Below are 24301 nucleotides of genomic sequence, written 5' to 3' on the forward strand. Positions count from 1 at the left end.
AAAATTGCCTCCTCAAATTTTTATCTTTTTGTATAGTCTCTATAACCAAAAATAGCTGTCCCGATACGCACATGTGTTGCACCCTCTTCAACCGCTACCTCGAAGTCGTTACTCATGCCCATTGATAAGACGTTCATACTTATATTATCAAACTTTTGCTTTTGTATGTCAACTGATAAATCATAAAGTTTCCTAAATATGGTTCTATTTTCTTCAGCATCTTCCACAAAAGGCGCTACCGTCATCAAGCCTTCTACCTTTACATGAGGAAGCTTAGAAATCTCTGAAACAAGTGGTAGTACTTCATCTATGTGCAATCCATGTTTTGAAACTTCTTCTCCTACATTAACTTCAAGTAAAATTTTTGTCACCACATTATGTTTAGCTGATTGCTTCTCAATTTCCTGGGCAAGTTTTAAACTGTCTACAGAATGAATAAGTTTTGTTTTGCCTACAACATATTTAACTTTATTTGTTTGCAGATGACCAATAAGATGCCAATTAACTGGTGACTCAATCACTTCAACTTTTCCCATTAATTCCTGCACCTTATTTTCACCAAAATCTGTACATCCATAGCTTATAGCTTTTTCAATATCACTTGCTGGATAAGTTTTTGAAACAGCAATTAATGTTACATCCTCTGGCTCTCTCCCCGCTCTTTTTGCTGCCTCTGCAATACGCATACGAATATTTTCTAAGTTTTCCTTCATCATTATTTATCACCTACTCATTTTTAATAGTCATATCTTCTAGAAGCTGATCCATCTTAATATTTTTTGGATTTGAAATAATCTTATCTTTTTCTTTAAGCTGACTGCTACCATTATTTCTTATAAGTGCATAATCTTCATTTTGTACATAAATATCTATCTTTTTAAATTGTGCAATCTTACCATTAATAACATAAACACCTTGCGCAGTCTCAAATTCTTCTATCGTATAAATACCACCACTTACAGGATTAATTAGTTTACTTCCTACAGTCAGTCCACTTAGATTTCCTACATCCTGTAAAATATACATCATATCTTGTTGTTCACTTTGTGGTTTTATTTCTATAAACTCGACCACCTCACCATTTTTGCGTTGTACACCTACTTTATTATCCTTTTCAATCTTATATTCTACAGGAATTTTAAGTAAACGCTGTTCTACAATAGCTTGAAGTGGTATCTTTAAGCCACTCTCATTTTTGTTACCAATGCTAAATTGAACTTGACGCATTGTAAGGAACTGTCCTATTTGCTCCTGTGTCTTGAACACTAGACGTAATCTATTATTTTCTTCTACCTTAGATACTAAAGTAAAATTAATCTCACCCTCATTTAATGTTTCAAAACTTAAAGCATAGTTTTGTCCTTCCGTAAATGCCTCTCCTTTTTTAAGATCTACATAACTTACGATATACCATGTATTATCTAAAACAAGTTTATAGACGGGATCATCTTTTTCAACATAAGTGGTTACTAAATTTTCTGAAGATGTTTTCTTGAAAATCTTATTATAAGTACTATAATCTAAGGTCTCAATCGCCTCATAATTTAATGCCTCTTGACCATCCATCTTATATGAAATGATACCAGATTCTGGTGTTTTCTGGACACTCTTATATTTTTCTAAATTACTTGCAATATTATTCGCTTTTTCACCCACACTTGTATTCAATGCATCTTGTTCTTTAGTGTATAATGCCGTCAAATCCTTGACATTATCATCTAATTGTCCTCTTAAAGTATAAATGTAGTCTGTTGTAAGTGCATTAATATTCTTATAATACTCTTCCATCTTACTTTCAAAGTCATCAGCTAACACAGAAGCTTCATCCTGATAGTAGGAAATATCCTTTCGCTTATCTGCAGCATTAAAAATCTGTGAGTCAACTTGTTCTTTCTCTGTTTCTGCTTCTGCTAAATGTGTTTCATCTGATACAACAGCATATACAATCCCTTCTTTTTTAATTTTCTCCCCTTCTGCCATGTTATACTGAATTGTACCTGTTACCTCACTGTTATAAACCTTCTCAGTACGTATCACAATCCCTTCATAGTCTTCAGACATATCCAATGTCCCAGTATTAACAATCTGTGTTGAAACTTCTGGTTTCGTAAAAACTTCTTTGATCTTTAAAATCCCCCATACACATATTGTTGTCATCAGCATAACTAAAATCAGCTTTCTTCTAAAACGCTTTTGTCTTCTTTTTCGATTTCTTTCAATTTGTGATTTAGAAAGTTTATTACGATGCTGTAACTGCTTTCTACGTGCATCAGGTGACGATGTATACCCCTCCTCATAAGCACCATAGTCATTGTATGTTTTTTTCTTCACATAAGCCTTTTTAGAAGTTGTCTGCTTTTTTGAGACCTTTTTAGGTGCTACTTCTTTTGCTGTTGAAGTCTTTTTACTACTTCCCGCATATGTAGATTTTTTCTTTTTAGGTGTAGTATTTCCTACGTCTGCATAGGGATTGAAATAAGTAGAGGTTTGTTTTTTGCTCACCACTTTTGTCTCTTTAGTTTTTTTCATATTGTCACTTCCAACTCTTTCCTCTTGAGCTTATTTTCATAGATTTCACATTTATACAATTTAGTTATTCATTATGTTTCAATAATGCGAAATCATTAAGAGAAACCAATTTGTGATATGTATATTTTAATTTTACAATTGGTTTTTCTATAGCTTGTAATTAGTAAGATTACTTATCTTTATCATAATATAATGGAATAAATAATCTTGCAAGTCTATCCCCCATAAATTTCATAAAAAAAAGGCACTACTGTGCCTTTTTAAAGTAAAATACAAATCAAACCGCCATTACCTTCATTAATAATCTTCTGTAACGTTTCTTGCAATTTCTGCTGTGCATCTTCTGGCATACGATATAATTTGTTTTGTAAACCTTCATTAACAAGTTCATGAAGTGACTTGCCAAAAATATTAGATTCCCAAAGTTTAGTTGGGTCAGTAGCAAAGTCATTTAATAGATTCGTAATTAAATCTTCACTTTGCTTTTCTGTCCCCACAATAGGTGAAACCTCTGTTTGAATATTGGCTCTTATAATATGATAACTTGGTGCACTCGCCTTTAATTTCACACCAAAACGATTACCCTGTTTAATAATTTCAGGTTCTTCCAATTTAAGTTCTTCAAAGATTGGGCTGACAACACCATAGCCTTTCTCTTTGACTTCATTCATGGCATAAGCAACCTTATCATACTCTTTCTTTGTGCTTGCTAATTCTTTAATCAGACTCATCAATTCATAATCACCATGAATTTCTATACCCGTAGCCTCAGAAAGTACACGGTAGAATAACTCATCTGTTGTTGCTACATCTACTTTTACTACTCCTTCGCCAAGTTGAATCTTTTCAAGATAAACATTTTTAATAAAGTCTAATTCTCTAAAGTCACTAATTACATTTTTTACTTGCCTAATGTTTTCAAGATCATAAACATGTTCTTTTACGCAATCAATCCAAGCTTTCTTAACCCAGTGCTCATTATCTAGTGTTTCTACCCATTTAGGAAGCATAAACTGAATTTCATTAACTGGGAATTCATAAAGAATTTTTTCAAGTAAAGTATGAATGTCTTCTGTTTTCATTTGTGCAACATCCATAGGTATAACAGGGACATCATATTCTCTAGAAAGATTAGTTGTTTCTTCAATAACTTCACTATCAAATGGCTTTTTAGTATTATACACAATAATAAAAGGCTTACCTAACTTTTTAAGTTCATTAACTGCTCGTGTTTCTCCTTCTATATAACTATTACGTGAAATACCCGTGATAGAACCATCCGTTGTGACAACAATACCTATTGTAGAATGATCTGTAATAACTTTTTTTGTACCTACTTCTGCAGCTTGTGCAAATGGAATTTCTTCATCAAACCATGGTGTTTTTACCATACGTGGTGCATTGTTATAAAAGTGTCCTTCTGCCTCTGGGATAATATAGCCGACGCAATCAATCATTCTTACCTTTACTTCAAAGTCTCCGCCCACGGTAATTGCAACTGCTTCATTAGGAATAAACTTAGGTTCCGTTGTTGTAATCATCTTCCCATCGCCACTCTGTGGCAACTCATCTTGTGTACGTTCTTTGCTATGTTCATTTTTAATATTAGGAATAACCAGTGTTTCCATGAATCTTTTAATAAATGTTGACTTGCCGGTACGGACTGGACCTACAACTCCTATGTAGATATCCCCATTCGTCCTCTCAGAAATATCTTTGTAAATATCAAAATATTCCATTTCAAAGCCCTCCTCTTCCCTATAAATGTATGGGTACATTTATATATATTGTGAAACCCATACATATATGCGTAGTGCGGGCTATTTTTCAAAAAAAATAGTGCAAGGATTTTTATCCTTGCACTATTCTTTTTATTCATTCTTTTTATCACGCATCATGAGTGCATCAATTGTTTCTGCTACTGATGCTTTTTCAAATAAGGCTGCATAAATTGCATTAAGTATTGGCATTTCAACATCGTACTTTTTCATTAAAGCATAACCTGCTTTAGTCGTTGGTACACCTTCTACAACCATATTGACTTTTTCCATAGCCTCTTCAATTGTATAGCCTTGACCAAGTAATTCTCCTGCACGGCGATTACGGCTATGACCACTTGTACATGTTACAATAAGATCACCAATACCTGTAAGCCCTGCAAAAGTACTTGGCTTGCCACCCATGGCAATACCTAAACGTGCTATTTCAGTCATACCTCTTGTAATAAGGGCTGCCATAGTATTATCACCATATCCAATCCCTTCTACAATACCTGCTGCTAATGCTATGACATTTTTTAATGCACCACCAAGCTCAATTCCAATTAAATCTTCATTTGTATAAACACGGAAGTATTTATTCATAAATAAGTCTTGAATTTCAACTGCACTTTCCATGTGATTACTACTTACAACCACAGTTGTTGGAATATGTCTTGCTACTTCTTCTGCATGGCTAGGTCCTGAAAGCACGACAACATTATTTGGAAGTACATCCTCTATAACCTGTGAAAGTCGCATAAGGCTTTCTTCTTCAATCCCTTTAGAAACATTTACTACAATAGCTTTTTCAGGAATAAAAGGTGCCATAGCCTTAGCAGTTGTACGAATAGCTTTAGATGGTACAGCAATAATAGCTACATCCGCTGATTCTAAAGCTTGTCCCATATCTGTTGTAAAGGCTACCTCTAATGGAATTTTAATTCCTGGTAAGCAACGTTTATTTTCACGATGTTGTAATATATCATTTTTTTCTCTTTCATCATAGCACCAGAATGTCACCTTGTGACCTTCATCATTTAATAATAATCCTAGGGCAAGTCCCCAGCCACCTGCACCTATCACTGCAATATTTTTCATGTGCTACCCTCCAACCTTATTTTTTACTTGTTAGATTTAATTTTGACTCAGTACCTGTTAGTAAGCGTTTAATATTATCTTTATGTCTATAATAAGTAATTGCCATAATCACAAAACCAAGTACCATTGCTTCAATCCCACCTGGCTGACCACAATAAAATAAAATCAGCCAAAATGGGAATGTACCTGTTACTAATAATGAACTTAAAGAAACTATTTTTGTAATACCAAAGCATGTGAAGAAAGTAGCAGCTAAAATTAAAAACAACAGTGGATTTCCAATTCCAATAATAAGTCCAGCTGTAGCTGCAATTCCCTTTCCTCCTCGAAAACCAAAGAAAATTGGATAGCTATGTCCTAAAATAACACCTATACCTGCATATAAAGAAACCACAATACTAGGGATGTTATCACCGTTAAATAATAACCTTGCTATCAGCATTGCAATAAGTGTTTTTGCAATATCCATAAGAAGCACCATGGCTCCAGCTTTTTTTCCTAATACACGGACTGTATTAGTTGTTCCTGCATTCCCACTACCTTGCAAGCGAATATCAATACCTTTTAACTTACCTAATAATATAGCTGACTGTACACCGCCTAAAAGATATCCAATTACTAACGCCCCTAATCGATACATTGTTATTCTTTCGCCCCTTTTTCTCTAATGATGAATCTAACTGGTGTCCCTTTAAATCCAAAGGCTTCACGCATTTGATTTTCAATATAACGTTGGTAAGAAAAATGCATTAATTCTTTATCATTTACAAAGATAACAAAAGTAGGTGGTTTAATACTTACTTGTGTCATGTAGAAGATTTTAAGTGGTTTTCCTTTATCACTTGGTGGCTGATTCATTGCCATTGCTTCGTAAAGTACATCGTTAAGGATACCTGTACTAATACGTTGGCTTTGGTTTTGATGAATTGCAAAGATTGTTTCAAATAATTTTGGTACACGTTGTCCTGTTAACGCTGAAATAAACATTTGTGGTGCATATTGCATATAAGCAAGTTCATTTGTCAGTTCTTTTGCATATTGATTCATTGTTTTATCATTTTTTTCAATAGCATCCCATTTGTTTACAACAAGGATACAGCCTTTTCCTGCCTCGTGTGCCATCCCTGCAATTTTAGTATCTTGTTCAGTTACACCTTCTTCTGCACTAATAACGATAAGCACAACATCTGCACGCTCAATTGCTGCAAGGGTACGAATGATACTATATCTTTCAATATTTTCTTTGATTTTGCTTTTTCTTCTAATCCCTGCTGTATCAATTAACACATAATCTTGTCCATTAATTGTTACTTCTGTATCTACGCTATCACGTGTTGTTCCTGCGATATCACTTACAATAACACGTTCTTCGCCTACAATTCTATTTACTAATGAAGATTTCCCTACATTTGGTTTACCGATAATCGCTACTCGGATTTTATCATCTTCTTCTTCCTCTTCATTGGCTTGTGGGAAGTGACTTACAACCTCATCTAGCATATCTCCCATATTTAAAGCTTGTCCTGATGAAATAGGAATTGGTTCGCCAAGTCCTAAGTTGTAGAATTCATAAACACCCATTGTTTGATGTACCATATCATCTACTTTATTAACAACAAGTACAACTGGTTTATGAGATTTACGAAGCATATTTGCAACGTGTGTATCTGCATCTGTAAGACCTGTCTTAACGTCTACAAGGAAGATAATAACATCTGCTGATTCAATAGCTGCTTCAGCCTGTCTTCTCATTTGACTTAAAATAATATCTTTGCTATCTGGTTCAATACCACCTGTATCAATTAATGTAAATTTATGATTCAGCCATTCTACCTCTCCATAAATACGGTCTCTTGTTACACCAGGTGTATCATCTACAATTGACGTTTTCGTCTTTGTTAATCTATTAAATAAGGTAGACTTCCCTACATTAGGTCTCCCTATTACCGCCACAATTGGTTTACTCATTAATACTTCTCCTTTAATTCAATAATTTTTTGAACCCATTCATTACCCTCATTTGGTAATATTTCAATTGGAATGCCTAATTCCTTAGAAATCTGATCAACTGTATAGTCATCTAATAAAATAGGTTCTCCACTTTTTAGCATATTTTCAGCAAAACATAATACCTTGCCTAATGGTACGTCTTGTTTTAATGTACTGATAATATCCTGTCCTGTCAAGAGTCCTGTTACAGTGATATTTTCACCAAAGAAGTGGTTAACGACTGGATAAACATGTATTTTATAGTTTGGAAACTTTTTATTTACAAGGGCTACACAGTTTTTCATATAAGCATCTGTAATGCATCCGGTAACTAATGAAATTTCAAAACTTTCTTTGCTAGGTTCCATTTTTTCAAGTGCGCTTTTTAATTCATACTGGAACTTTGTAAGCATGCCAACACCATTATCTAATACTGGGAAATTTTCATATTCCTCATAACTTAAAAGTGGCTTCTTACCTGTCACATAAAATTCATCTGCGGCAAAGATAAAACGAGTACCCATTTTTTCTAAATAATATTTTTGCCACTTTTCTACAACCTCTACAACTCCTCTTGCCGACTCTTCATCAAAGCCTTCAAGCTGTGCAAGGCCATTTCTAAACTTAGAAATACCTACTGGTACCACCGTTAAAGATAAAATATGTGGGATAAACTGGCTTAAGTCTCTAACAGTCTGGTCAAGTACATCTCCATCATTTAAACCTTTGCAGAGTACAATTTGACCGTTTACCTCTATACCGGCATCTACAAGCTGCTTAATTTGTTCTAAGATTTTACCGGCAAAACGATTATTTAATAAATCCTTACGAACATCTGGATTGGTTGCATGAATAGATATATTAATCGGTGATAGACGATATTTCACAAGTCTATCAATATCATGCTGACTCATATTGGTAAGTGTAATATAGTTTCCATTTAAAAATGACATACGCCAGTCGTCATCTTTAAAATATACGGTTTCACGCATATTAGGAGGTAGCTGATCAATAAAGCAGAATTTACACTTATTGCGACATTTAATAAGATCATCCATCAAACTTGTTTCAAATACTAAGCCTAAATCTTCACCATAATCTTTATCAATCTCTAATACCCATTCTTCACCATCTGCCTTACGAATACATACATCAATAGCTTCATCTGCCATTAAATAACGATAATCAAATACATCTTGTATATTTTCTTTATTAATCCAAAGGAGCGTATCACCCGCTTCAATTTCTAATTCTTCTGCAATGCTTCCGGGTTCTACCTCCACAATTTTATGTTCTTTATATTTCAACTTCTACAACTCCTTAGTCTCTTAATGTCATAAAGGCACCTAAAGTCCCTCTATTTCCTTGTGTCTTACGATGTGAGAAGAAAATTTTATCATGGCAACATGTACAAACACCTGCTATCGTAACATTTTGCTCTAAAATACCACTTTCCATTAAAACGGCTTTATTACATGCCCATAAATCAATATGATATTTTTCACCGATTTCATCTTTACAAATAAAATCAGTTTGACCGAAAGTATCTAAAAATACCTCCGCCACTTCAGGACCTACTTCAAAGCAACATGCTCCAATAGATGGTCCAATTGCTACTTGTATTTCTTCTAATGGAATATTTTCTTCTTCATGCCAGATCTCTATCATCTTTTTCCCAATTTTACCTACGGTACCACGCCATCCAGCATGTGCCATTCCTATCATACCATATTTAGGCGCATAAAAAAACAGAGGGACACAATCTGCATAATGTGTCACAAGTGTAATGCCTTTTTCATTTGTATAAATCCCATCTATACTTTCCCACTGATTTGGCGTTATTATTCCATTGCCTTTTTCCTTAACCGTTACCTTGGCAATATTCGTCTCATGTACCTGCTTTGAGAGCACAATGCTTTCAAAAGGCACTTCTAGTACTTCACAGACATTTTTGTAATTTTGAATAACATTTTGAGTCTCATCGCCACGGTTAAATCCTAGATTAAGACTTTCTAAATGCCCTTTACTGACACCCCCAAATTTTGTTGTAAAACAATGCGCTAAATGGGCATCTTCTTCCCAGTTTGTAAAAACTAAATAAGTTAAATCCCCTTTTGTAATAAATTTAATTGAGCTTTCCATCTCTATTTCCTCCTAAAAAGCAGCTTCCACATGGGAAAGCTTTTCATCTAATATCTCAATCACATCAAATCTACAGTTAATTTCTGAATAATAATGCTGCCTTAAATACCATTTTGCACTACGTAAAATACGCTGCTTTTTATAATACGTCACAGCTTCACCTGGTGAGCCAAACGCCACCGTCTTACGATATTTAACCTCAATAAACACCAGCATATCGTAATCTTTAGCAATAATGTCTATTTCACCCAGCTTGCAGCGATAGTTCTTTTCTACTATACTATAACCTTTATCTATAAGATATGCAGTAGCCAAGTCTTCATACGCCTTTCCTACTGCTTTTTTATTTTGTTTTTCCATAAAGTTCATCCATATCTTTAACAAATAATAGTACTTTCGCGACCGCTTCATATAATTCCTCTGGAATCTGATCACCTACTTGTAACTTTGTTAAGATTGTGGCCATCTTTTGATCTTCATAAACAGGCACTTCACTTTTTTTTGCAGCTTCTATAATATTTTCCGCAACTTTTCCCTGTCCACTTGCTACGATGGTAGGCGCATTCATATCTGTATTATACGAAAGTGCGACAGCCTTTTTAATAGGTTGTTTTTTCATTTTAACCTCCTATATTCTAAAGTCCATATGACTTAACATACTTTCTTCAGATGTGTCAAATGTTTGAACTCTTTTTTCTTCTAACAATGAAAATTCAATTTCATCTAAATTAAATTGTATCTGTCCCATAACTTTCTTTAACGCTTTGACATGTGATTCAAGCAGCTGTAACATACGTTCCTCTTTTACCTTAAAATGTAACAGTAAACTTTTATTCTCTTGTCTCATATGTATTTCAATATTTTTAAGTTTTGGTAACTCTAAGGCTAAGACGATATATAAATGATTTTGATCACTTTTTCCTCTTTTTTTAGGTTTAAAGAAATAAAGTTCGCCTTTAGCTTCACCTTGTGGCAAATTTAAAGGAAAGAAATAGTATTCTCCCTGCGTATTAAATTTGTTCACAATTTGTGTCATATCCTCTAGTTGTTTAAGCGTTCCATGATATTTTTCAGGTAAATGTGCCTCCTCTAAAGTCTTTAAAATTTCTTTTAAGACCTTATTCGTATTTTCAATATGTTTACTTTCTTCTAAGCCCTCTTGTAACTTATTCGCATCTACAGTTAAAGATTTTAAAATAAGTGTCTTTGTAAGCTTTCCTAATTTTTTCCAATCTCCTGTTGTAAGCTCATCTAACAGCTCTTCTATATTAACATAGCTCTTACTCTGCTCACCTTGCTTATGATTAGTGCTACCAACTTGTTTAATAAGAGTTAATTCTTCTTCATTGCTACCCATTTGGCCTTCTACAGCTGCTTGTTCTAGGCTTGCTTGCATTAAGTGCACTACTTCTTCTTGTTCAGAGCCCTTTACATTGGCTATATTTAAATAAGTATTTTTTTCAATGAGATTGTCTTTTAAAATATTTTTAAACAACTCTTCACTCATATTTCCATCTAAATATTTTTCCAATATATTAAAAATATCTTGCACTAATTTTCCATTTTGGACCTTGCTTACTATATCTTCAATACCTGTTAGTACTTGCTCCATATTAGTTTGTTTCATTTCAAAAAAGCCTTTTGCTTCTTGCAAACTAATAGTCCCTGTCTTTTCACTTAAATTAGTAAGTACTTCCGTTGGAATTTGAAAACTTTGATGCATATGATAATTCTTTAATAAACTATCCTTTTGAAGTGGCATTTGTTTAGCTAAAAATGTTTCTATGAGTTGACGCATAGCATCTGTTTTAGGAAGACCTAATTCACTTATAATCTTATCTTGTAAGATGTCATGCGATAAACTTTCACCTTGCAACAATTTTAATACCATTTGCCCCTCATCCTTTTGAAGAACCTGTAAAGAGATTCCTTCATTAAAAATGGCCATACCCTGAAGTCTTACTGGAATTGGTCCATTGCCTTCACTTAAAAGTACAATTTGTCCATCTCCTAACTTAGTTAATGACCCTTTTAATACATCCCCAATTTTTATATCAGAAAGAAGCTGACTACCTTTACTTGTCAGCTTTTGTCCTCCTTTTATTTGTTCCTTAAAACCTACGCCTACGGATTCAATCACGCAAATCCCTCACTTTAAATTAAATTTTTTAAAAAGCTTCTGCGATGTAGTGGTGTAAGTCCTTTTTCTCTAATACCATCATAATGCCTTTGGCTACCATATCCTTTATTGCTTTCCCAATCATAGTTTGGGTAAGTCTTAGCATAATCTACCATCATGCGGTCTCTAGTTACCTTCGCAATGACACTTGCAGCTGCAATACTAGCACTTTTATTATCGCCACCAATTACTGCATGTTGTGTAATCTCTACACCTGGAATTATATGATCACCGTCAACTAAAATAACCTGAGCAGGTGTATCAAGCTGTGATAGTGCCTCTCGCATTGCTTTAAAAGTAGCTTGTAAAATATTAATTTCATCAATTACTGGTGCTTCTGCAATCCCTATTCCTATCCCTAATGCTACTTTTTTAATTTCATCATATAAGGCTTCTCTTTTAGCTTCTGTGAGCTTCTTAGAATCCTTAAGGCCAATCAAACGCGTCTCATAAGGTAAAATGACTGCAGCAGCTACTACAGGCCCAGCTAATGGTCCTCTTCCTACTTCGTCAATGCCAACTAATATTTTTTGTTTCTCATGAAAAACATTATCAAACTCACACTTTAAAGTCCACTCATTACATGCTTGTTCATAAGCCTTATACTGTTTTTCATATTTTTCTACTACTTTTTTGACACCAGCTCTTTCATCTAATTTGAAAGGCACTATCACTTCATTTAATTGTGCCTTAGGCACTGTTTTTAAATATGCATCTATTTCTTTTATATTCATCTTTTCACCTTATTTTAATATACCTATGCGATCAAACGGATATATACATAATCCTGCCTTTGCAATAATTTGTGTTCTTGCTATAGGACCAAACACTCTACTATCTTTACTATTACTTCGGTTATCACCCATCATAAAATAATAGCCTTCTGGTATTGTATATGGAAATTTAATTTTTGAGCCCGCATATAAATAGGTATTTTCCTTATGATCTAAATAATCCTCCTGAAGCATCTCACCATTAACGTATACCTTACCCGATTCAATATTAATTTCATCGCCTGGTACACCTATCACACGTTTTATAAGATGATCACCTTCAAATTGAAAAACGGCAATTTCACCTCTTTCCGGATCACGATAATAATATGGCATACGATTCACAATCAAATGGTCACCAGGATTAATTGTTGTCATCATTGATGCCGTTGGCACCTTTGTGTGACTAATAATAAAGCTAGAAATCAAGAGTGCACTTAACACTGCTAAAACAGGTTCCTTGATTTTTTCAATTAGGCTCTTCATATGCAGTCTTTCTTTACGCATTGTCCTCACTCATTTCTATCTATTGTTTCTTTGTTAATGAAGTATGCCTATTTGATTAAATGGATAAATCTTTATCCATGCTTTTCCTACAACATCATCTACTGGAATGGTTCCCACTTCTTGAAAACGGCAATCTAAACTACCTAAACGGTTATCACCCATAAAGAAATATGTTCCCTCCGGCACTATGATAGGAAATGTAATAGGGGTGGCACCGGGCTGGATAATAGGCGTAGAAGAGCCTTCATTACTTAAATAGTCGGACTCATCTAATCGTACACCATTGACATAAACATTTCCTTGGCGAATATCTATTTCATCGCCAGGATAGCCTATTAAACGTTTCACCCATAATTCCTTTCCCTTATGGAAAACAACAATTTCCCCCTTCCGAGGTGCTCTATAATAATAAGGCAAATTATTAACAATAATATGGTCTCCAATATTAATTGTACTAATCATCGATCCAGAAGGAATTCGATTATGACTCATAATAAAAGTTAAAAACAATGTCAATGATAATCCTAATATCGTAAGCCCCTTTATATATTCTAAAACCATCTTTAGTCTATTTTTTCCTGTGCTCATCCTATACGCCCCCATACATTTATTTTAAAGGTCCAATCTGATTAAATGGATAAATTTTAATCCATGCCTTCCCATAAATTCTATCTCTACTTACTGCACCAATATAACGGCTATCTTGACTTTGTGTGCGATTATCTCCCATTAAAAAATAGCTATCTTCTGGTACTGTATATGGAAAACTTACATGATCACTACCTGCATATGGATCTGAAATCCCTTCGCTAGCCAAATAAGCTGATTCATCAATTTTCACATCATTTACATATACATTGCCTTCACGAATATCTATGACATCCCCAGGTAAACCAATCACACGCTTCACCCAGCTATCTTCTCCATTCTTAAAGACAACAATCTCTCCGTAATTTGGATCACGATAATAATATGGCACCATGGCTGTTAAAATATGATCATTAACATTAATTGTACTCACCATAGATGGTGTTGGAATCTTATTATGGCTCACTATAAAAGTTGTAAATAGCAATGCCATCAGTACTGCCAAAATGAGTTCTTTTACAAACTCAATACTACGTTTTGCAAAATTTACTGCACTACCCATATTCCCACTTCTTTCCATATCTATTCTATATTTTTAGGATGTTCAACGGTAATATGTCCCCATTTACCACCTCTAAATTCATCTAAAATCATTTGTGCAATACGAAGTTCATCGAGTGCCCCCCCAGCTACAATAAGCCCACGTTTAGTCCCAATGGATTTAAACGCTTCATAACCATCATCAGGAAGTTCTACCTTATATCTTGCCTCTAGCTTTCCTTTAAACTCTTTAAGTCCTAACTCAAGTAAGTTAATAGCAAGCTGTCTATTATCTAAAATATTATCATTAATTGACCCAATAAATGCTAAGTGCTGTGCTACTGTTTGGTCTTCAAATTTAGGCCATAAAATACCTGGCATATCAAGAAGCTCAAAGCCTTTTCTAATTTTAACCCATTGCTTACCTCTTGTAACCCCTGGTTTATCTCCTGTTTTTGTAGAACTTTTACCTACTAAGGCATTGATGAAAGTAGACTTACCTACATTAGGAATCCCTACAATCATCGCACGTATTGGACGATAAATACGGCCTCTTGCCTTATCTCTCTCAATTTTTTCTTTTAAAAGGTCCTCAGCAATCTTAACAACCTCTTTAATCCCTTTACCGCTTGTTGCAATAATAGGTACTACCTTTACATTATGTGCACTATACCAATCTATCCAAGCTTTTGTGACATTTTCATCTGCTAAGTCCGCTTTATTTAAAATGATAATACGCATTTTATTGCCAGCTAACTTATCAATATCTGGATTTTTTGTACTATAAGGTGCACGTGCATCTAAAAGTTCGATTACAATATCGACTAACTTAATATTCTCTTCAATTAAACGTTTTGTTTTGGTCATATGACCTGGATACCATTGTATATTCATTTCTAGTCACCTTTATCTTTATTTTTATCAGTTAACAAATTTGATTATGTAGCAATCAAAACTGTCCGCATGTCTTTATTATATGACAAAACTCTCAAAATACTCAATAAATTATAATAAAAAAAGGACTTAAAAAGTCCTTTTGTTTATTATTTAATTAATTCTTTAACTTTAGCGTTTTTACCAACACGTTCACGTAAGTAGTTAAGTTTAGCTCTTCTAACTTTACCTAAACGAACAACTTCGATTTTTTCAATGTTTGGTGAGTGAAGTGCCCAAGTTTTTTCTACACCTACACCGTAAGAAATTCTTCTTACTGTAAATGTTTCACGAACGCCACCGTTTTGTCTTTTTAAAACGATACCTTCGAACATTTGGATACGTTCTCTTTGACCTTCTTTGATTTTAGCGTGTACACGGATTGTGTCACCAACGTTGAATGCTGGTACTTCTGCTTTAAGTTGAGCGTTTTCAATTTCTCTAATAATTGGGTTCATAATAAATTCTCCTTTTTTCTAAGATGTTCTTAACACAAAATGTTGCCAGCGGAACACCCGTAATAACAGTACATAGTATAGCACGTCTTGATTTTATTTGCAATGATTTTTTGCGTAATTTTCAAGGAACTTCTTGTCTTTCGCCGTCAAATTAGCCTTTTCTAATAAATCTGAGCGCTTATTATACGTATTAATAAGCGATTGCTCTCGTCTAAATTCCTCAATTTTCTTATGATTTCCAGAAAGAAGTTCAGCTGGCACTGTACGTCCTCTAAATTCAGCCGGTCTTGTATAATGTGGATATTCTAAAAGCCCATCACTAAAGGATTCTTCTTCGAAGGATTCTTTCTTTCCAAGCACGCCTGGTTTAAGACGCATAATACTATCTGCAATAATAACAGCAGGCAGTTCCCCTCCTGTTAAAACGTAATCACCAATGGAAATCTCATCTGTTACAATTTCATCAATGACACGTTGATCTACACCTTCATAGTGACCACATAAAATGATAATATGCTCTTCTTTTGCAAATTCTTCTGCCATTTGTTGATTCCATACTTTGCCCTGTGGTGTCATATAAAGGACACGAGGCTTTACATCTGGCATCTCATTTTTGACATGTTCATAGCAATCATAAATAGGCTGTGCCATCATCAACATACCTGCACCGCCACCATAAGGATAATCATCCACTTGATGATGCTTATTAGCTGCAAAAGGACGAATATCAATAGCCTCTAATTCAATTTGATTACTTTTTTTAGCACGTCCCATAATACTATAATTCAGTATTTGGTCAATCGTTTCTTTAAAAAGGGTCATAATTGTTATTTTCATAGATCCTCAAGCCCTTCTAAAAGATGTACGCTCATTTTACCGGCTTCAATATCTACTACTTTTACAACCTGTTTAATCGCTGGCAAAAGAATTTCTTTACCTGTTTCTGGATTTTTAACAACATAGACATCATTGCTACCTGTATAGATAATATCTACAATATCACCTAAATAACGATTATCTTCTTCTGTATATACACCAAGATCATATAAATCACTAATATAATATTCATCTTTCTTAAGTGGTAAGCTATCCTTACGATTAATTTTAAGCGTACTTCCTTTTAAAAGTTCTGCTGCATTCATATCATCAATACCTTCCAATTTAAGAAGTACAAAGTCCTTATGGAAGCGTACAGCTTCAATATTATATTTCTTAAGTTCTTTTCTTTCCACGAAAATTTCCTTTAACTTTTTAAAACGTTTAGGATCATCTGTCGTTGGAACGATTTTAAGTTCACCTTTAACGCCGTGTGTATTTACGATTTTTCCTACTGTAAACATTGTTTCCATTTGTATCATCCTTTGCTTAAATTTATACCCTTTCATAAAGGATAGTAACAGCTTCATGAAAGATAATAAATGAGGTTTATTATCCTTTGTGAAAATATATAAATATTTTCTTCAATATAGATTTAGATAGCACAAGTAGGCTAGGGAAGCCCTAACCTACTCTATGATTTCCACTACAACTTTTTTATGCACATTGGCTGTTGCAGCTTTCATTATTGTGCGGATTGACTTAGCAATTCTACCTTGCTTACCGATTATTTTACCCATATCTTCTGGGGCTACACGTAGCTCTAAAATAATCTTATCATCATCCTCTTTTTGTGACACAGAAACTTGTTCGGGATTACCAACAAGTTGTGTTGCTAACATCTGTAATAAGTCTTTCATCGGAAATTCCTCCCCTGAAATAAATTACATTTCAACACCTGATTTTTTAAGTAAATCTTTAACTGTATCTGTTGGTTGAGCACCATTAGCAAGCCATTTTTGAGCTGCTTCTGTGTTAATGCTTAATTCATTTGGTTCTTGACAAGGATTGTAGTAACCGATTTCTTCGATGAATCTACCATCTCTTGGAGAACGTGAATCAGCAACAACGATTCTATAGAAAGGAGCCTTTTTTTGACCCATTCTTTTTAAACGAATTTTAACTGCCATCTTAATTTCACCTCCTTATAATTGTGCTATATATTTACATAAAAGGTAGTTTAAATTTATTACCCTTTTTGCCTTTCATCATACCTGAGAATTGTTTCATCATGACCTGCATTTGTTCAAACTGTTTAATAAGTCTGTTCACCTCTTGAAGGTCACGACCAGAACCTTTTGCAATACGTTTTTTACGTTGCATATTTAAAATGCTTGGGTTAAGGCGTTCTTCTTTTGTCATAGAAAGAATAATTGCTTCAATGTGCCCCATTTGCTTGTCATCTACTTGAATATCTCCAAGTTTAGCAGTATTGATTCCTGGAATCATACCGATCAACTGACTGATAGGTCCCATATTTTTAACTTGCTGCATTTGATCTAGGAAATCCTCAAAGTTAAATTCTGCTTTTCTAAATTTAGCTTCTAGCTCTTTAGCTTTTTGTTCATCAATATTTTGTTGTGCCTTTTCAATAAGTGTTAGAACATCTCCCATCCCTAAAATACGAGATGCAATACGTTCTGGATGGAATGGCTGTAAATCTGCCATCTTTTCACCCATACCAACATATTTAATAGGCTTATTTGTTACAGCTTTTACAGATAAGGCTGCCCCACCTCTACTGTCACCATCAAGTTTAGTCATGACTACACCGTCAAGTCCTAAAGTATTATCGAAGGATTCAGCAACGTTTACGGCATCTTGTCCTGTCATTGCATCGACTACAAGTAATATCTCTTGTGGCTTAAGCGCTGCTTTAATATTCTTCAGCTCATCCATAAGTACTTCGTCGATATGTAAACGACCCGCTGTATCTATGATGACAACATCAAGATTATTTTCTTTTGCATGCTCAAGACCTGCTTTTGCAATGTCTACTGGATTTGCCTGATTTCCCATAGAGAAAACAGGAACATTAACTTGTTTTCCAACTTTAATTAATTGATCAATCGCTGCCGGTCTGTACACGTCACAGGCCACTAAAAGAGGTCTCTTCCCTTGGGATTTTATAAGACTACTTAGTTTTGCACTTGTTGTTGTTTTACCAGCTCCTTGAAGCCCTACCATCATAATGACCGTAATACCTCTTGGTGCGAATGTAATTTTACTTTGTGTAGAACCCATTAAATTAATAAGTTCTTCATTTACGATTTTAATAACATGTTGTCCCGGTGTTAAACTTTCCATGACTTCTTGTCCAACTGCACGTTCTTCAATAGTCTTGATAAAATTCTTAACAACCTTAAAGTTAACATCAGCTTCTAAGAGTGCAAGCTTAACTTCACGAAGTGCTGCTTTAACATCTTTTTCAGTTAACTTACCTTTGCCTTTAAGCTGTTTGAAAACATCTTGTAATTTCGTTGATAATTGATCAAAAGGCATACATGAGTCCTCCTACATTTTATTAATTAATTCATCTACTAGAGCAATGACCTCTTGTATGCAATTTGCTTGTTCACCCTCTAGACTTTTACTCACATTATCACAATGATTTTTTATTTTAACGAGTACTTGTTGCTGCTTTTGGAATTTTGCAAAGAGCTGCAACTTATTTTCGTAATCTAGGAGCTTACCTTCAGCTTTTTTAATCGTGTCAAAGACACTTTGTCTACTAATTTGATGTTGCTCAGAAAGCTCTCCTAGAGATAAATCCTCAAAGTAATATTCTCTTAATAAATCTCGTTGTTTATCAGTGAGCAATTCCTGATAAAAGTCAAATAAATAGGTTATCACAACAAACTTTTCCATGTTACACCCCGACTTACTGTCAGTCCTTTTTGCTTTACACTAAATGATTATAATGAAAACCTTGTTATTTGTCAACTGTAATTTTTAAACTTATTGTTCAGTCTGGAAAAGTGCTGTCGCAAATGCCTCAGCATCAAAAGGTTGAAGGTCATCTATTTTTTCACCAACCCCAATGAATTTAACAGGTACTTCAAAGTTTTCATAAATACCTACAATAGCTCCACCTTTAGCTGTCCCATCTAACTTTGTTAAAATAATTCCACTGATATCTGCTACTTCTTTAAAGAGCTTCACTTGTTGAATAGCATTTTGACCTGTTGTCGCATCCAATGCAATTAGAATTTCCTTTTTAGCTTCTGGATATTCCCTTGCAATGATACGAGAAATTTTTTCTAGTTCTTTCATAAGGTTCGTCTTATTTTGAAGACGACCTGCTGTATCACAAATAAGTACATCGCTCTTACGTGATTTAGCTGCTGCAATGGCATCAAATACAACGGCTGCTGCATCTGTACCCTCTTCATGCTTAATAATTTCTACCCCAGCACGTTCACACCATACTTGAAGCTGCTCTATAGCTGCTGCTCTAAATGTATCAGCTGCTGCCACAAGTACCTTTTTGCCTTCAGTTTTATAAAGATGTGACATTTTACCAATAGAAGTTGTTTTACCTACACCATTTACACCAATGACTAAAATAACCGTAGGGCCATCTGGATTTAAAATACTTTCCGTTGGTGTCTTTGTCAAAATAGTTGTAATAATTTCTTGAAGTGCTACTTTTAAAGCTTGTGGATCTGTAATTTTGTCTGTTTTTACTTTATGACGTAGTTCATCCATGATTTTAAGTGTTGTATCTACACCAAAGTCTGCCATAATAAGGGCTTCTTCTAACTCTTCATATAAATCTTCGTCAATATGTTTAAAATTACTTAAAACATCTTCTACACCTTTTAAGAAGTTATCTCTTGTCTTTGTAAGTCCACTAAACAAACGCTTCATAAAGCCTTTTTTCTTTTCTTTCGCTGGGCCCCCTTCTGACTCTTCTTTCTCCTCTTCTATAAACACTTCATCTTCTATTTGTGCTACTTCTTCTGCATTTGTTTCATCTTGCGGTACTGATATCTCTACAGTTTCATGTACCGGTGCCACTACCGCTTCTGAAACGGTTTCTTCTACTGGTGCTATAGCTTCCTCTACTTGTTTAGCTTCTTCCTTTTGTAGTTCATGTACAACTTGTGTGTTCATTTCTTTAGAAGCCGTCATAAACTTTTCTTCTATAACCTCTTCCTTTTCATCTTCTGATTTACAAGCTACCTCTTCATGTCTATTTTCTTCATGCACATTTTCTTCATGATTTATACTTTGTTCTTCGTGAAGAACTGCTTCTTCTTTTACCTCCTGGGCTTCTTGTACCGACTTTTTACCAAATAACTTTTTAAAAAAACTCATTCTTATGTCCTCCTAACTGCTCTTTTTCTGATCAATATAATTATTTGCATCTTCAAGTTCAATAGAAAGGATTGTAGAAACCCCTCTCTCCTGCATAGTTACACCATATAGTGTATGCGCGCGCTCCATTGTTCCTTTTCTATGGGTAATTACAATGAACTGCGTTTCTTTTGAAAGCTTTTCTAGATAATCTGCAAATCTTAAAACATTGGCATCATCTAATGCCGCCTCAATCTCATCTAGCACACAGAATGGAGAAGGTTTTAGCTTTAAAATACCAAAGATCAATGAAATCGCTGTAAGTGTACGCTCACCACCTGAAAGCAACGTCATATTTTGAAGTTTTTTGCCTGGTGGTTTAGCAATAATTTCAATACCTGATTCTAAAATGTTTTCTTCATCTATGAGCTGAAGATATGCTTCTCCACCACCGAATAACTCTTTAAACACTTCTGTAAAGTTTTCTGCAATAATTGCAAATTGAGTCTTAAAGATTTCTTTCATCTGGCTCATAAGCTCATCAATCATTTCAATTAATGCCGCTTCTGCCTTTTCCATATCTTCTTTTTGACCAGTTAAAAATTCATAACGCGTTTTAGTTTCTTTATACTCTTCCACTGCATTAACATTAACATTACCAATTTGCTTAATCTGTGCACGCATATCTACAGAGCGTTTCTTTAAATCTGTAATAGAACACTCTTCCATCTTATATTCTAAAGCACGATTATATGTGAGTTCATATTGTTCCCACATCGTATTTCCCCAGTTTTGTTTTTGAAGTGCACTGTTTTCTTTTTTATTTTCAAGGCGATAACGCTCTTCTTTTAAGTTATTAAGCTTTTCATTTGACTTGCTAATGATTTCAACTAATTTTACTTCTTCTTGCTCTAACGATACCTTCTGCACATCATACTGTCTTCTTTTTTCAAGTGCTAATTCAATAGTATGTTTGCCCTCTTCAATTTCTAGTTCAATATGTTTATTTTCTTCTACTAGACTTTGCTTTTCTTGTTCAAACTTGGCCATCTTTTCAGCAAGCTGATCGCTCTTTTCACCTTGTCCATTTAAAGCTTCCTCTAACTCATGCATTTGTTCCATCATATACTTCATATTTTGCTCAGTATTTGATAAACTAATTTTCTTTTCAGTCAGCTTTTCATTTGCTTTATCTTTTTCTAGTTTTAAATCTGTAAGTTGTTTTTCTAGTGCCTCTAATGCCTCTTCATCATCACCAATAGCTGACTTCAGATCTTCTAAACGCACTTTAACACTTTCTCTACCTGATTTAATTTGTTCCATATTATCTTCAATATTATTACGTTCTGTTAAAAGTTGAAGTTGATTTGCTTTTGTAAGTTTTAAGGCATGTTCTGTTTTATCCCATTCTAAGCTGAAATTCTTAGCATTCATATCTAAAGTACCAATTTCCAGTTGTAATGCTTCTTCAGCTTTCAGCTGCTCTGCAAGTGCATCTGAAAGTGTTTTTAGGGCAGATTGCTGTGCAGCTACTTCCTCTTTATAATATGCATATTTCTCTTTGGCTTCTTTAAGCTCTCTTGCACGAGAGAAAATATTATTATTTTGATTTTTTGTACTTCCTCCACTTAGAGACCCGCCGCTATTGAAGACTTCACCTTCTAAAGTTACAAGCTTATATTTATATTGATACTTACGTGCAATGCGTGAGGCATTTTCCATATTATCAATAATCAGTATACGCCCTAATAATGAAGAAATGATATTGCTATATTCTGCTGGATATTTAATAAGCTCATTACCAAATCCTAAGAAACCTGGTTCTGTCTTTAAGCCATTCTCATTAATCACACTGCTACTACGGACGGTATCTTGAGGTAAGAATGTTACTCTTGAAATACCACGTTGTTTCATCACAGTAATCATATCCTTAGCATCTTTTTCACTACGAGTTACAATATTTTGAATTGCTCCTCCTAGAGCTGTAACGATAGCTGTTTCATATTGTCTAGGTACTTCTACAAGTTCTCCCACGACACCTATAATGCCTTGCCATCTTTGCCCTTCACTTTTGGCAACTTTTAAAACTTGCTTAACACTACCATAATAGCCTTCATGTTCTTCCTTAATTTGTTCTAGCCATTTTGCTTGACGCTCTGTTTGAATCATATTCTGCGTCATATTGTTAAGTGTTTTTTCTTTAGCCAGCTTGTCTTTTTCTAAGTGCATCCTAGAAGCTTGGACTTCATTTAGATTAGCTCTTAAAGATTCTAACTTTGTAAGCGCTTCACCTTTTTGCTTTTCTAAAAGCTTACCACTTACTTCTTGATGTTGAATTTCACTATTCAATAGGGAAATTTGTTCACTAATTTGAGACTTGCGATATTCAAGTTGGGCTTCCATACCGTCATTCTTTTGAAGCTCTGCTTCAAACAAGTCAATCTCACGCATCTTTTGATGCAATTCTGCCTTTGAACTATCAATTGTACCTTCTAAATCATTTAAGGCTTTAATTAGTGCATTGACTCTTGTTTCCTCTTGTTCAATAATCGTCATTTTAGATGCATGTTCAATTTCTAAAGCCGTACGCTTTGTTTCAAGAAGCGAAAGGCGCTCTTTCTTATTTTGATTATCAAGTTCTTGTGCCTTTTGATCTTCTATAACTTGCTCTAGAAGTGTTTCAATATTAATAACCTTTTCTTCATTAATAGTTATTTGACTTTGTCTTTTCTCTTGCTGTTTCTCTAAATTAGAAATTTCACTAATTAAAGTCTCAATATCAGTATATAGTCCATCTTTCTTTTGTTTGCATTCAGCTTGCCTTTGTTTAAAGCTGTTTTCTTCTTCTTGTGCTTCTTTAATCTGCAGCTCAATAGAAGTAATGAGCTCGTTTAATGCTGCAAGTTCTTTTTCAATACGTTCTATTTCAAAGATAAAAATATTTACATCAACTTCTTTTAAGCTTTCCTTTAATTTTAAAAACTGAGTTGTCTTTTCAGCTTCTATAGAAAGTGGCTCTAAACGGCCTTCAATTTCTAAAATAATATCTTGAATACGCACCAAATTATCACGTTGCTTTTCTAGCTTACGTTCTGCTTCAAGGCGTCGTACCTTATATTTATAAATCCCTGCTGCTTCTTCAAATAATGTTCTTCTCTCTTCTGGTTTAGAACTAAGTACTCTATCAATCTGTCCTTGTCCTATAATGGAATAACCATCTTTACCTATTCCAGTATCCATGAAAAGTTCTTGAACATCTTTTAACCTACAAGTACTTCCATTAATAAAGTACTCACTTTCTCCAGAACGATATACACGTCTTTTTACCACTATTTCAGTATAGGCAATAGGCACTGCTTGATCTGGATTTTTAATGGTTAAGGCAACCTCAGCATAACCTAAAGACTTTCGCTTTTCAGTTCCTGCAAAAATAATATCTTGCATATTACTACCACGTAAGCTTTTGGCACTTTGTTCTCCAAGCACCCATCTAATCGCATCTGAAACGTTACTCTTACCACTACCATTTGGTCCTATAACGCCTGTAATACCTTGAGGAATGCTTAACTTTACTGCATCTCCAAATGATTTAAAGCCATGTATCTCAACCTTATCTAGATACATAATTCA

Annotated in this window: 25 protein-coding genes; all 25 read right to left on the minus strand. The window is 34.4% G+C overall.

Annotated elements, in window-relative coordinates; translation table 11 throughout:
• Window positions 1-20: 20 nt before the first annotated feature.
• Window positions 21-716, minus strand: a complete 696-nt coding sequence (locus tag AC1VAQ_RS02185) for a YggS family pyridoxal phosphate-dependent enzyme (protein WP_302596212.1) — start codon at window positions 714-716, stop codon at window positions 21-23.
• 10 nt (window positions 717-726) lie between these two features.
• Window positions 727-2529: an HlyD family efflux transporter periplasmic adaptor subunit gene (locus tag AC1VAQ_RS02190; protein WP_302596211.1), complete on the minus strand. Its 1803-nt coding sequence runs from the start codon at window positions 2527-2529 to the stop codon at window positions 727-729.
• A gap of 260 nt (window positions 2530-2789) precedes the next feature.
• Window positions 2790-4268, minus strand: a complete 1479-nt coding sequence (spoIVA, locus tag AC1VAQ_RS02195; protein WP_302596209.1) for a stage IV sporulation protein A — start codon at window positions 4266-4268, stop codon at window positions 2790-2792.
• Window positions 4269-4400: 132 nt separating this feature from the next.
• Window positions 4401-5387: an NAD(P)H-dependent glycerol-3-phosphate dehydrogenase gene (locus AC1VAQ_RS02200; protein WP_302596208.1), complete on the minus strand. Its 987-nt coding sequence runs from the start codon at window positions 5385-5387 to the stop codon at window positions 4401-4403.
• 16 nt (window positions 5388-5403) lie between these two features.
• Window positions 5404-6027: a glycerol-3-phosphate 1-O-acyltransferase PlsY gene (gene plsY, locus AC1VAQ_RS02205; RefSeq protein ID WP_302596206.1), complete on the minus strand. Its 624-nt coding sequence runs from the start codon at window positions 6025-6027 to the stop codon at window positions 5404-5406.
• 2 nt (window positions 6028-6029) lie between these two features.
• Window positions 6030-7355 carry a ribosome biogenesis GTPase Der gene (der, locus tag AC1VAQ_RS02210; RefSeq protein ID WP_302596204.1) on the minus strand — a complete coding sequence of 442 codons (1326 nt, stop codon included), beginning with the start codon at window positions 7353-7355 and terminating at the stop codon, window positions 6030-6032.
• Window positions 7355-8683 (minus strand): DUF512 domain-containing protein, encoded by a 1329-nt coding sequence (locus AC1VAQ_RS02215; RefSeq protein WP_302596203.1) that lies wholly within the window; start codon window positions 8681-8683, stop codon window positions 7355-7357. The genes der and AC1VAQ_RS02215 overlap by 1 nt, the downstream gene beginning before the upstream one ends.
• 13 nt (window positions 8684-8696) lie before the next feature.
• Entirely contained in the window at window positions 8697-9518 is an 822-nt protein-coding gene (gene pgeF, locus AC1VAQ_RS02220) for a peptidoglycan editing factor PgeF (RefSeq protein WP_302596202.1), read from the minus strand.
• 12 nt (window positions 9519-9530) lie between these two features.
• A complete protein-coding gene (locus tag AC1VAQ_RS02225) occupies window positions 9531-9878 on the minus strand; it encodes a YraN family protein (protein ID WP_302596200.1) in 348 nt (115 codons plus the stop codon).
• Entirely contained in the window at window positions 9862-10137 is a 276-nt protein-coding gene (locus tag AC1VAQ_RS02230) for an EscU/YscU/HrcU family type III secretion system export apparatus switch protein (RefSeq protein WP_303243790.1), read from the minus strand. The genes AC1VAQ_RS02225 and AC1VAQ_RS02230 overlap by 17 nt, the downstream gene beginning before the upstream one ends.
• Window positions 10138-10146: 9 nt before the next feature.
• Window positions 10147-11658: a flagellar hook-length control protein FliK gene (locus AC1VAQ_RS02235; protein ID WP_302596197.1), complete on the minus strand. Its 1512-nt coding sequence runs from the start codon at window positions 11656-11658 to the stop codon at window positions 10147-10149.
• Between the two features lie 14 nt (window positions 11659-11672).
• A complete protein-coding gene (locus tag AC1VAQ_RS02240; RefSeq protein ID WP_302596196.1) occupies window positions 11673-12431 on the minus strand; it encodes a ribonuclease HII in 759 nt (252 codons plus the stop codon).
• Between the two features lie 9 nt (window positions 12432-12440).
• Window positions 12441-12977, minus strand: a complete 537-nt coding sequence (lepB, locus tag AC1VAQ_RS02245; RefSeq protein ID WP_302596195.1) for a signal peptidase I — start codon at window positions 12975-12977, stop codon at window positions 12441-12443.
• A gap of 33 nt (window positions 12978-13010) precedes the next feature.
• Entirely contained in the window at window positions 13011-13565 is a 555-nt protein-coding gene (lepB, locus tag AC1VAQ_RS02250; protein WP_302596194.1) for a signal peptidase I, read from the minus strand.
• A gap of 19 nt (window positions 13566-13584) precedes the next feature.
• Entirely contained in the window at window positions 13585-14127 is a 543-nt protein-coding gene (lepB, locus tag AC1VAQ_RS02255; RefSeq protein ID WP_302596193.1) for a signal peptidase I, read from the minus strand.
• Window positions 14128-14147: 20 nt separating this feature from the next.
• Complete coding sequence (gene ylqF, locus AC1VAQ_RS02260; RefSeq protein ID WP_479903436.1) at window positions 14148-14999, minus strand: ribosome biogenesis GTPase YlqF; 852 nt, start codon at window positions 14997-14999, stop codon at window positions 14148-14150.
• 149 nt (window positions 15000-15148) lie between these two features.
• The gene (gene rplS, locus AC1VAQ_RS02265) at window positions 15149-15496 is read right to left on the minus strand and encodes a 50S ribosomal protein L19 (RefSeq protein ID WP_302596191.1); all 348 of its coding nucleotides are present in this window, start codon (window positions 15494-15496) and stop codon (window positions 15149-15151) included.
• A gap of 93 nt (window positions 15497-15589) precedes the next feature.
• Complete coding sequence (trmD, locus tag AC1VAQ_RS02270; RefSeq protein WP_302596190.1) at window positions 15590-16333, minus strand: tRNA (guanosine(37)-N1)-methyltransferase TrmD; 744 nt, start codon at window positions 16331-16333, stop codon at window positions 15590-15592.
• On the minus strand, window positions 16330-16845 hold the full coding sequence (rimM, locus tag AC1VAQ_RS02275) for a ribosome maturation factor RimM (RefSeq protein WP_302596189.1): 516 nt from the start codon (window positions 16843-16845) through the stop codon (window positions 16330-16332). The genes trmD and rimM overlap by 4 nt, the downstream gene beginning before the upstream one ends.
• 156 nt (window positions 16846-17001) lie before the next feature.
• On the minus strand, window positions 17002-17232 hold the full coding sequence (locus AC1VAQ_RS02280; RefSeq protein WP_302596188.1) for a KH domain-containing protein: 231 nt from the start codon (window positions 17230-17232) through the stop codon (window positions 17002-17004).
• A 24-nt stretch (window positions 17233-17256) separates the two neighbouring features.
• On the minus strand, window positions 17257-17502 hold the full coding sequence (gene rpsP / locus AC1VAQ_RS02285) for a 30S ribosomal protein S16 (RefSeq protein ID WP_302596187.1): 246 nt from the start codon (window positions 17500-17502) through the stop codon (window positions 17257-17259).
• A 34-nt stretch (window positions 17503-17536) separates the two neighbouring features.
• A complete protein-coding gene (ffh, locus tag AC1VAQ_RS02290; RefSeq protein ID WP_302596186.1) occupies window positions 17537-18874 on the minus strand; it encodes a signal recognition particle protein in 1338 nt (445 codons plus the stop codon).
• A gap of 12 nt (window positions 18875-18886) precedes the next feature.
• A complete protein-coding gene (gene ylxM / locus AC1VAQ_RS02295) occupies window positions 18887-19240 on the minus strand; it encodes a YlxM family DNA-binding protein (protein ID WP_302596185.1) in 354 nt (117 codons plus the stop codon).
• A 90-nt stretch (window positions 19241-19330) separates the two neighbouring features.
• Entirely contained in the window at window positions 19331-20692 is a 1362-nt protein-coding gene (gene ftsY / locus AC1VAQ_RS02300; protein ID WP_302596184.1) for a signal recognition particle-docking protein FtsY, read from the minus strand.
• 12 nt (window positions 20693-20704) lie between these two features.
• A complete protein-coding gene (gene smc, locus AC1VAQ_RS02305) occupies window positions 20705-24295 on the minus strand; it encodes a chromosome segregation protein SMC (protein WP_302596183.1) in 3591 nt (1196 codons plus the stop codon).
• Window positions 24296-24301 lie beyond the last annotated feature (6 nt).

The organism is Cellulosilyticum sp., assembly GCF_982396655.1.

What these genes read in the sequence shown, in the direction of transcription:
- trmD (WP_302596190.1), bottom strand. Translation starts at nt 16,333, where the DNA reads ATGAAAATAACAATTATGACCCTTTTTAAAGAAACGATTGACCAAATA.
- plsY (WP_302596206.1), bottom strand. Translation starts at nt 6,027, where the DNA reads ATGTATCGATTAGGGGCGTTAGTAATTGGATATCTTTTAGGCGGTGTA.
- AC1VAQ_RS02185 (WP_302596212.1), bottom strand. Translation starts at nt 716, where the DNA reads ATGATGAAGGAAAACTTAGAAAATATTCGTATGCGTATTGCAGAGGCA.
- der (WP_302596204.1), bottom strand. Translation starts at nt 7,355, where the DNA reads ATGAGTAAACCAATTGTGGCGGTAATAGGGAGACCTAATGTAGGGAAG.
- ylqF (WP_479903436.1), bottom strand. Translation starts at nt 14,999, where the DNA reads ATGAATATACAATGGTATCCAGGTCATATGACCAAAACAAAACGTTTA.
- AC1VAQ_RS02190 (WP_302596211.1), bottom strand. Translation starts at nt 2,529, where the DNA reads ATGAAAAAAACTAAAGAGACAAAAGTGGTGAGCAAAAAACAAACCTCT.
- AC1VAQ_RS02230 (WP_303243790.1), bottom strand. Translation starts at nt 10,137, where the DNA reads ATGAAAAAACAACCTATTAAAAAGGCTGTCGCACTTTCGTATAATACA.
- lepB (WP_302596195.1), bottom strand. Translation starts at nt 12,977, where the DNA reads ATGCGTAAAGAAAGACTGCATATGAAGAGCCTAATTGAAAAAATCAAG.
- AC1VAQ_RS02280 (WP_302596188.1), bottom strand. Translation starts at nt 17,232, where the DNA reads ATGAAAGACTTATTACAGATGTTAGCAACACAACTTGTTGGTAATCCC.
- ylxM (WP_302596185.1), bottom strand. Translation starts at nt 19,240, where the DNA reads ATGGAAAAGTTTGTTGTGATAACCTATTTATTTGACTTTTATCAGGAA.
- rpsP (WP_302596187.1), bottom strand. Translation starts at nt 17,502, where the DNA reads ATGGCAGTTAAAATTCGTTTAAAAAGAATGGGTCAAAAAAAGGCTCCT.
- AC1VAQ_RS02200 (WP_302596208.1), bottom strand. Translation starts at nt 5,387, where the DNA reads ATGAAAAATATTGCAGTGATAGGTGCAGGTGGCTGGGGACTTGCCCTA.
- ffh (WP_302596186.1), bottom strand. Translation starts at nt 18,874, where the DNA reads ATGCCTTTTGATCAATTATCAACGAAATTACAAGATGTTTTCAAACAG.
- smc (WP_302596183.1), bottom strand. Translation starts at nt 24,295, where the DNA reads ATGTATCTAGATAAGGTTGAGATACATGGCTTTAAATCATTTGGAGAT.
- spoIVA (WP_302596209.1), bottom strand. Translation starts at nt 4,268, where the DNA reads ATGGAATATTTTGATATTTACAAAGATATTTCTGAGAGGACGAATGGG.
- AC1VAQ_RS02225 (WP_302596200.1), bottom strand. Translation starts at nt 9,878, where the DNA reads ATGGAAAAACAAAATAAAAAAGCAGTAGGAAAGGCGTATGAAGACTTG.
- rplS (WP_302596191.1), bottom strand. Translation starts at nt 15,496, where the DNA reads ATGAACCCAATTATTAGAGAAATTGAAAACGCTCAACTTAAAGCAGAA.
- ftsY (WP_302596184.1), bottom strand. Translation starts at nt 20,692, where the DNA reads ATGAGTTTTTTTAAAAAGTTATTTGGTAAAAAGTCGGTACAAGAAGCC.
- pgeF (WP_302596202.1), bottom strand. Translation starts at nt 9,518, where the DNA reads ATGGAAAGCTCAATTAAATTTATTACAAAAGGGGATTTAACTTATTTA.
- lepB (WP_302596193.1), bottom strand. Translation starts at nt 14,127, where the DNA reads ATGGGTAGTGCAGTAAATTTTGCAAAACGTAGTATTGAGTTTGTAAAA.
- lepB (WP_302596194.1), bottom strand. Translation starts at nt 13,565, where the DNA reads ATGAGCACAGGAAAAAATAGACTAAAGATGGTTTTAGAATATATAAAG.
- rimM (WP_302596189.1), bottom strand. Translation starts at nt 16,845, where the DNA reads ATGGAAACAATGTTTACAGTAGGAAAAATCGTAAATACACACGGCGTT.
- AC1VAQ_RS02240 (WP_302596196.1), bottom strand. Translation starts at nt 12,431, where the DNA reads ATGAATATAAAAGAAATAGATGCATATTTAAAAACAGTGCCTAAGGCA.